Raw genomic sequence first — 3,752 nt, 5'->3', positions numbered from 1 at the left:
CGCCACCCCGGAGGAGCGCCCCAGACGGCAGCTCGACGGCGAACAGTGCGTTGGCCGTCTTCGCCTGGCCGTAAGCCTTCCATTTGTCGTAGCCGTTCTCGAAGTTGAGGTCCTCGAAACGGATGGGCGAGAGTTTGTGCCCCGTGGAGGACAAGGACACGACGCGGGCCGAGCCGGCAGCTGCCAACGCGGGCCACAACGTGTTGAGAAGCGTGAAATGGCCCAAGTGGTTGGTGGCGAATTGCGATTCCCAGCCCGGACCCACACGTTGTTCCGGGCTGGCCATGATCGCCGCGTTGTTGATCAGGATGTCCAGCGTTGGGTTCGATTCCAGGAAGCGTGCCGCAAAATCCTTCACTGCTTGCTGATCGGATAGATCCAGGCCCTCCACGGTCACTTTCGCCAGGCCGGCCGCGCCGAGGACCTCCTTGGCATGTTCGGGACGCCGGGCGGGAACCGTGACCCGGGCGCCAGCGGAGGACAACGCCCTCACCGTCTCCAGGCCGAGCCCGGAATAGCCGCCCGTGACAATTGCCGTCTTACCGTGAAGGTCCAACCCCGCCACAACGTCAGATGCCGTGGAGCCATGGCCGAAGCCCGATCCGATGGGATATTGCGGTGTGGTCATGGATTCCTCGCTCATATCGGGACCTTTCGTGTTCACGGGCGTTGTGGGGTCAGTAAACCGGCTTGTTTGGCTCGACGTCGTGCACCCACGCCAGGATCCCGCCGTCGAGGTGGCTCACGCGTGTGTAGCCGGCACGCTGTGCAGCCGCGAGCACAGCCGCGGAACGGGTACCTCCCTTGCAGTGGAAGACGATCTCTTTGTCCTGCGGGAGTTCCGTCCAGGCCTCTCCCGCCAGGATGCGTCCCTGCGGGATGAGCACCGAACCGTCGATGCTCACAATCTCGTGTTCACCGATCTCGCGGACATCCACCAATTCGAAGTCGCGTTCCCCTGCTGCGCGGGCTTCGAGCATTCCGGAAAGTTCGGTGGGCGTGACGGTCGGAACCGAGTCGCTTGCGGGCGCAGGGGTGATGCCACAGAAAGCCTCATAATCGGTCAATTCTGTGATCGGCTCGGCCTCCGGGTCTTTCGAAACCTTGATTTCGCGCCAGCTGCCGCCGAGCGCGTCGAAGAGCGCCACGCGCCCTAGCATGGAGCGCCCGACGCCGGTGATCAGCTTGACTGCCTCGGTCACCATGAGCGAGCCGACAGCGGCGCACAGCATGCCGAACACGCCGCCTTCGCCGCAGGACGGGACCGAGCCGGCGGGAGGGGCCTCCGGGTAGAGATCGCGGTAGCTGGGTCCGTGCTTCTCCCAGAACACACTGACCTGGCCGTCGAAGCGGAAAATGGATCCCCAGACGTACGGTTTGCCGAGAATCGCGGCAGCATCGTTGACCAGGTACCGGGTGGCGAAGTTGTCCGCGCCGTCCAGGATGAGGTCGTAGCCCGAGAAAATCTCCAAAGCGTTGGAGGAGTCCAAGCGCACGTTGTGCAGCTGCACGCTGACGAGCGGGTTGAGTTCCTTGATGGCGTCACGCGCCGATTCGATTTTCGGCCGTCCCACATCGCCCACGCGGTGGATGATCTGACGTTGCAGGTTGCTGAGGTCGACGTCGTCGTCGTCCACGATTCCGAGCGTCCCCACCCCGGCGGCGGCGAGGTAGAGCAACGCCGGAGAGCCCAGTCCGCCGGCTCCGATCACGAGGACTTTGGCATTCTTGAGCCGACGCTGACCGGCCGCTCCGATTTCGGGAATAATGAGGTGGCGCGAGTAGCGTTCCACCTCTTCGGTGGTCAGTCCCGCGGCCGGTTCCACGAGTGGCGGCAGCGAAGACGGCAACGTTTGGGCAGCAAAAGTAGTGGCCATACTTCAAAGTATCCCCGCAGGTGCCGCCCGGTCATATTACTGCGCAGTATTGTGGTCATAACTGCAAGGGGAAAGGCGGCAGACAAGTGGCCGAGAGTGCACGTATCAAACAAGAGGCGCAGGTCAGGCAAGATCGGACCGGTTCGCCCCGTTCGGCCAGGTTGCCACGCGATGAGCGCCGGGCCCAGCTCTTGAATGCCGCCTTGGAAGTTTTCGTTGCCAACGGCTTCCATGGTGCGGCGATGGACGAAATCGCCGAGACCGCCCATGTCAGCAAGCCGGTGCTGTACCAACACTTCCCGTCGAAACGGGAGCTCTACATGGCCCTCCTCGACAGCCACCTGGCCACGCTCACGGACCAGATGCTCACGGCGCTGAATTCGACGTCGGACAACAAGGAGCGCGTCCAGGCCGTCATGCGCGCCTACTACCGTTTCATCGCGGGCGATGACCAAGCCCACCGGCTCGTCTTCGAATCCGATCTCATCAATGACCCGGACGTCAGCTCCCGGCTGGAGACTTTCAACCGCACCTTCGCCGACGCCGTCGCCAAGGTCATCGCCGAAGACACCAAGCTGCCCCCGCTGGAGGCCCAGCTGCTGGGCCGGGGCCTGGCGGGAATGGCGCAGGTCAGCGCGCGGTATTGGCTCGAAACCGACGGCGATTTGGACCTCGATGTCGCCAGCGACCTGATCTACCGTTTAGCTTGGCGCGGAATCAGTCGCTTCCCGAAAGAGTCCTAGACTACAAATAGAGGACTGAGTATTTTTTTGATTGGCTGGGAGGCCCCGCTGTGGAAGTAAAGATCGGCATTCAGAATGTTGGCCGTGAGATCGCGCTTGAGTCCGCTCTCGACGCCGAGGCTGTTGCCAAGATCGTGAGCGAGGCCATTGCCAACGGCACGGACCTGCGCCTGACCGACGAAAAGGGCCGCCAGGTCATCGTTCCCGGCAATGTCCTCGGATACGTGGAGATCGGCGCCGAGGAAGTACGCCGGGTCGGCTTCGGCGCCCTCTAAGCAACAGGCAAGAACACCAGCGAGCCAGGAGTCCGCATGCTCTCACTTGTCATCGTGGCGCTAGCCACCATCGCTTCAGGCTTCATTGTCTGGGGAACTGACAAACACCGTGGAACGTACGGAATCACCCTGCCCGCCGGCGTTTCGGTCGCCGTAGCCATGCTGAGTTGGATGATCTTCATCCAACTTGGCTTTGGCTACCAGCCTGGCGTGACGTGGATCCCGTGGGTCCTGCCCATCATTCTGGGGACCGTGGCGGCCGCCGTGGCGTCCTACTTCCTGGGCCGCCATCGGAAGCGGCACGACACCGCCCAGCTGACCGCGGCGCTGAGGCTCTAACCAGCGCTGCGGCTCTAGCTACGGATCCGGCTCATGGCGTGGCTTCCGGTTTGGCAACTGCCCCGGCTTCCGCGGCCGCTTCGCTGACGCTCTTAGCCGCCCGGACGTCGCGCTGCGTTACCTCGCTCCCGGCATCGTGGGACGTGTAGCGGATGAACACCCGGTTGTAGCGCCAGTCCAGGTCCGGGTGGTGGTTCTGCTGTTCGGCAATGCGCCCGACGGCGGCAATCAACTCGAGTGCGGCAGCCGACGTCGGGCACCTGTAGGCGGTGACGAGGGCGCCCTGGCGATACCGCCAGTCCGGCAGCTCCGCCAGGGCGTCGTCAATAGCGGACCTGGAAAGAATGTCGTCCTTGCCGGCCATTCGGGGCTCCTTCACAGACGCGGAATCTTCGCAGGAATCCCCGGAGCGGCCAGCGTCGGCCGCTAGAGGAACTCGGCCCGGCCTTCCATGGCCGAGGAGGCCAGGGCGTGTTCCCTGCGCGGGATGCGGCCCGCCTGCTTCGCCAGCCTACCGG

Annotated in this window: 6 protein-coding genes and 1 pseudogene; 3 read left to right on the top strand and 4 right to left on the bottom strand. The window is 63.8% G+C overall.

The features are described 5' to 3' along the window. Positions 1 to 643 (bottom strand): SDR family NAD(P)-dependent oxidoreductase (locus tag AHiyo1_RS02440; protein ID WP_253257124.1); only part of this gene is annotated, 643 nt, incomplete at its 3' end. Positions 644 to 677: 34 nt separating this feature from the next. Further along, a complete protein-coding gene (gene moeB / locus AHiyo1_RS02435; RefSeq protein ID WP_059387504.1) occupies positions 678 to 1,877 on the bottom strand; it encodes a molybdopterin-synthase adenylyltransferase MoeB in 1,200 nt (399 codons plus the stop codon). A 203-nt stretch (positions 1,878 to 2,080) separates the two neighbouring features. On the opposite strand from moeB, the gene AHiyo1_RS02430 reads away from it, so the two are divergent. Genes AHiyo1_RS02430 through AHiyo1_RS02420 form a run of 3 tightly spaced genes read left to right on the top strand, consistent with a single transcriptional unit; the run spans position 2,081 to position 3,234 of the window. Continuing rightward, positions 2,081 to 2,620 carry a TetR/AcrR family transcriptional regulator gene (locus AHiyo1_RS02430; protein WP_441432517.1) on the top strand — a complete coding sequence of 180 codons (540 nt, stop codon included), beginning with the start codon at positions 2,081 to 2,083 and terminating at the stop codon, positions 2,618 to 2,620. A 50-nt stretch (positions 2,621 to 2,670) separates the two neighbouring features. Next, on the top strand, positions 2,671 to 2,895 hold the full coding sequence (locus AHiyo1_RS02425; protein WP_059387503.1) for a DUF3107 domain-containing protein: 225 nt from the start codon (positions 2,671 to 2,673) through the stop codon (positions 2,893 to 2,895). A gap of 36 nt (positions 2,896 to 2,931) precedes the next feature. Then, the gene (locus tag AHiyo1_RS02420) at positions 2,932 to 3,234 is read left to right on the top strand and encodes a hypothetical protein (RefSeq protein WP_059387502.1); all 303 of its coding nucleotides are present in this window, start codon (positions 2,932 to 2,934) and stop codon (positions 3,232 to 3,234) included. 31 nt (positions 3,235 to 3,265) lie between these two features. On the opposite strand, the gene AHiyo1_RS02415 is transcribed toward AHiyo1_RS02420, so the two are convergent. Beyond that, complete coding sequence (locus tag AHiyo1_RS02415) at positions 3,266 to 3,598, bottom strand: 4a-hydroxytetrahydrobiopterin dehydratase (RefSeq protein WP_059387501.1); 333 nt, start codon at positions 3,596 to 3,598, stop codon at positions 3,266 to 3,268. Between the two features lie 62 nt (positions 3,599 to 3,660). Then, positions 3,661 to 3,752 (bottom strand): annotated as a pseudogene (locus AHiyo1_RS26075) (thiazole synthase); the annotation flags it as partial.

This window comes from Arthrobacter sp. Hiyo1, from assembly GCF_001263615.2.
Classification (GTDB): domain Bacteria; phylum Actinomycetota; class Actinomycetes; order Actinomycetales; family Micrococcaceae; genus Arthrobacter.
Note: the sequence above shows the minus strand (reverse complement) of the source record. Positions and strands in the feature narration are given on the sequence as shown.